At 67.6% G+C, this 4,100-nt stretch carries 3 protein-coding genes and 1 pseudogene; all 4 read right to left on the bottom strand.

The features are described 5' to 3' along the window. Positions 1 to 834 precede the first annotated feature (834 nt). Entirely contained in the window at positions 835 to 1,941 is a 1,107-nt protein-coding gene (locus tag ABZ490_RS52010; RefSeq protein WP_359008060.1) for a hypothetical protein, read from the bottom strand. A 301-nt stretch (positions 1,942 to 2,242) separates the two neighbouring features. Beyond that, positions 2,243 to 2,485 (bottom strand): hypothetical protein, encoded by a 243-nt coding sequence (locus tag ABZ490_RS52005; RefSeq protein ID WP_359008057.1) that lies wholly within the window; start codon positions 2,483 to 2,485, stop codon positions 2,243 to 2,245. Continuing rightward, complete coding sequence (locus ABZ490_RS52000; RefSeq protein WP_359008054.1) at positions 2,482 to 3,375, bottom strand: carbon-nitrogen hydrolase family protein; 894 nt, start codon at positions 3,373 to 3,375, stop codon at positions 2,482 to 2,484. The genes ABZ490_RS52005 and ABZ490_RS52000 overlap by 4 nt, the downstream gene beginning before the upstream one ends. A gap of 70 nt (positions 3,376 to 3,445) precedes the next feature. Beyond that, positions 3,446 to 3,538, bottom strand: a pseudogene (locus ABZ490_RS51995) (IS5/IS1182 family transposase); the annotation flags it as partial. Positions 3,539 to 4,100 lie beyond the last annotated feature (562 nt).

The raw sequence follows: 4,100 nt of genomic DNA, 5'->3' as shown, positions 1-4,100 counted from the left end.
TCGAACGGACAAGCTCGCCATCGCCTACCAGGCCGCACTCCACCTCGCCAGCATCCTCATCTGGGCCCGACGCTGACCAAAGAGACAGAACCTAGTCCTCGTGTGCGGCGGGGCCGCACACGCGACCCGCAGGCGGTCGTCCGCCGGACAAGTACCCCGCCAACACCCACGGGGACGGCCCTGACGCGAGGCGGGACGAGAGAAGAAGCCCGGCTCTTCGTCCTGCACCTCAGCAACACCAGAGAATTGGCAGAACTGCCCCAGCAGACGACCCACCCGATCCCCCTCCCCACGGGCCTGCACAAGGACAACGCCGCAGTCCGCAACCAGCCGGACACAGAGGAGATCCACAACCGCGGACACGCCATCTGCCGTCACGCCCCGCACCCCACAGCGCACCACCCACACCACCATCCTTCCTGGCCGCCCTGGACCGGGATGCCCGAACCGACCACCGCGCACCCCGTGAGCCCAGACGGTCTGAGCAGATGGATCTCCCCACCCATGCGGCACCTGGCCAGCGGACGGGCGCCACAAGGGAGGGGTCACCCGATAGCCGGCCAGGTCCAGGGACGAGCGTTCCTTCCCATGTCTGATCAGTTCACGATCGGGTGCAGGCGACGGGGCTCGGGTTGGCGCCGGCTGTCGTACGGAACCTGCGCGCTATCCGGTCGTCGGCCAGGGCGGAGGAGCTGGAGCAGTTCGAGAAAGACTCATACCCCGACTCCCGATCGGTCGCGGGAGTCGGGACCTTCCTGGACAGCCTGCTCCGTTACGGGTCCCCCACCGCTCCCGCGCGGGGGTGCGGCACGGAGAGCTCGCCAGCAGGAGCGATCAGTAGAAGCGGCGGACGAAGATGTCCGACTTGCCGTTGGTGTCGCCGGGCACGATGTCGTCGGCCGTGGACTGGAAGACCACGTCGCGCCCACCGGCGCTGACCGCGTCGGTCCCGGCCGAGGCGGGCTGGTTCGAGACGATCTCGTCAGTGCCCGTCTCCAGATCGCGCAGCGCGAGCGACGGTCCGTTCGTGTCGTGCGGGGCGTACAGCAGATAGCGGCCGGTGGGATCAATGGCCACGCCTCGCACGTTCGGCACCAGTTGGTCGGTGCCCGAGCTCACGTCGTGGACGTAGGTGTCGGAGCCCGAGAGGTAGACGACCTTGCTGCCGTCCTCGCTGAGCTGGACGAGAGCCGCCGCCTTGGACGGGCCCTCGATCGGGTCGGACGTGGAGCCGTCGGTCCGGTCCCACACGAAGACGTCCTCCGCCCTGCCGTCCTGGTAGGCGACATAGCGGGCGTCGCCGCTGATGGACGGCCAGGACGGCAGGGTGTGGTCGAAGGTGGCGATGGTCTTCTTGGTGTTGTAGTCGTCATAGTCCAGAATCTCGATGCTCTGGCTGGACGACTGTGGCTTGTAGCGGCGTTCGACGAGGGCGATGTAGCGGCCGTCCGCGCTCAGCGACGGCTGGTTGCAGCTGTACCAGCAGTTGGCGGAGATCTCGTATGTCGTCCTCACCTGGACCTGCCTGATCCGGTTGTTGTTGAACCACACGTGCGGATAGGCGAGATATTCCCCGTCCCCGCTGATCGCCGGAGGCTGGAGTGGGCTCTGGGCCCCCATCCGCTTGGTCTGCCCCGTCTGCTGGTCGCGAAGGAACACCTTGTCGCCTGCCGTCGTGTCGCCGGGTATCAGGTTCTTTGCCGACGACATGAAGACGATACGGCGGCCGTCGGTCGTGATCGAGGCGCCGACGGAGTTGTCGTCTGCCTGGGCGCCGTCGTCCGCGACACTGATCCTCTCGACACCAACACCGCCCGCGATGCCCACGGGCTCGGCTGAGGCCGCTCCGTGCGGCACCGCCGTGACCCCGCAAACCACGACCGCCACGGTCAGGGCGGCCCGCACACGTCTGGTGGTGCTCCAGTTCGCGTTTCCCCTCATCTTCCCCCCATGTAGGACACGGCCTCACCTCCAGTCCCCACCGGAGGCTCACAAGCATGCAACCGTGATGGCGCTGTGGGGTCAAGGCGTCACATGACGTATTGAGAGGCGTGGTTTCGGTCATGCGAGGGCGGCCCGCTTCGCAACGGTCCGTGACTCTCGCCGGGCCATGGGGCCCGATGAGACGCCGGACGGGAAGGCCGGGCAGGGGCATCGAGCGACGAGCGGAGACGACACGACGAGCCGGGTGGGCGCGGGCACCTGGGCCCCAGGGCGAAGCGGCCGCGGCGGTTGAAACTCCTCACTCAGCCCTGGTGATTCTCAAGAAGCAGGTGCTGCAGACTCCCGGCGTCGTCTGCTCCACCGCCGCCTTCCGGTGGAACCGGTTCCACCGGAAGTTCCAGAAGCCCGGCCTGCTTCTGGACTCAGAGATCGACGTGACGGTCTTCTCCGCGTACCGCAGCGTCTCGTCGATGGCCTTGTCCATCTCGCGCAGAGCGTCGGGCTCGGCGGTGAGGAGAGCACTGACGTCAGTGCTGCTCACGGTGAGGAGACACCCCGCCATGCGGGTGTCGTCACGGGTCGGCTTGTGCCGGCCTGCTCCGCTCGTGCTTCGCGGCGCCAGGGGCGGGCGTAGCGGAGCGAGACGTGGATGTCGCGCTCGCGCGAGTCGAGGTCGAGGTCGGCGATGGCGAGGGCGGGGTGGTTGTCGTCGGGGCAGCGGGCGAGCCATCGTCCTCCGGGAGCCACAATGCCTGACGGCACGGTGGCGCTGTACTGGGCGGGGACGGCGTAGCCGATCCAGTAGCCGTACAGGGCGGCGTAGGCCTGGGCGATGACGGCGCGCATCGCGTCGTCGACCATCACCGACAGCAGGACGCAGTCTGCGTCCAGGCGTTCGTACTCGGCGAACAGTTCCGGGAAGTGGGCCTCGATGCACAGGGCGATCCCGAAGCGGATGCCGTCGATCTCGAAGATGCCGGGAGCGGTCCCGGGTGTGTACATGTGGGTGGCCTCGGTGTGGGACAGCAGCCGCTTGTCGTAGCGGGTGACGAGCCGGCCGGTGTCGGAGACCACGTAGACGCTGTTGTGGGGCCGTTTCGGCGCGAGGAGGGGATGCGGGGAGCCGAACGCCACCCACAGCCCGAGCTCACCAGCGAGAGCGGCGATCGACTCCGCCTCCTCCCCCAGCGCCTCCCAGGACAGGCGTGTCCAGTCCGCTTCGGAGACGGTGTCAGGGCCTGCCGAGGACATCACATGCTTGCAGGGGTAGGTGATCGCCCCTTCCGGGAACTGCACCAGCCGTGCGCCCGCCCGGTCCGCCTCACGCATCAGGCCGCGGATCTCCGCCCCGCTCGTGCGCAGGTTCTGCGGGTCCGTCGGGTCCTGCGGAACAGTGCTCTGAGCCACTGCCAGCCGGAGGGTCCTCACCACGAGTGCAGAGTACGGGACGGGATACCGCAAACGGCCAAGCCGCTCCTTCGGGATCGAGAAGTCCCGCCCTTCTGCGGAAGCCGTGCAGCCGGGCAAAGCCGCGCTCGACCACCCATCGGTAGGTACCCAGTCCGGTCCCGTGTCGTGTGCCGCGCCGGGCGATTCACTCCTTGTGTGATCCCACGTGATGGACCTGCGTCAGCCGAGTATCTCGACGGCGATGGCCCCTGCGGTGCCGGCCAGTGCCAAGCCGACCAGCAGGCTCGCGAGGATGCCGTCTCCGGCGTACCCGGCAGTTCCGTCCTCGTTGGCCTGGCCGGGTCGTACCGAACACTGACCTTGCTGCCCACACCAGCGCCCCACTCAGGCGGATAGGGCTTGCCCGACGGGGACTTGACCTCGACGCACAGTCCTCGCGCATTGAGACGGTACTTGCCCCACGCTTCTGCGAAGAAGCCCAAGCTGAGCCCTCCCAACACGACGGCGAAGAACCACCCGAGGGCATGCTCCCAACTGATAATCGCAGGCTGCGGCGTTGCTGGTGGAGAGTCGACTGAGCGGATGCCGGACCGCTTCGATCCTGGGGCGCACAGCCGGTCCGTCTAACAGATCATTTCGTTAGGGCTTCTAAGGGCCTGCCGGGAAACAAGTCGTGGCTTCCAGCTGTGGGGCTCGTTGTTCTGGTATGGGGAGACCGGAGGGGATCGAGGACGTCCTGGCTGCGA

This window comes from Streptomyces sp. NPDC005811, assembly GCF_040630405.1.
GTDB lineage: Bacteria > Actinomycetota > Actinomycetes > Streptomycetales > Streptomycetaceae > Streptomyces.
This window is presented reverse-complemented; position numbering and strand designations above follow the sequence as displayed.

Coding starts and splice junctions, on each gene's coding strand:
- ABZ490_RS52010 (WP_359008060.1), bottom strand. CDS start 1,941: ATGAGGGGAAACGCGAACTGGAGCACCACCAGACGTGTGCGGGCCGCC.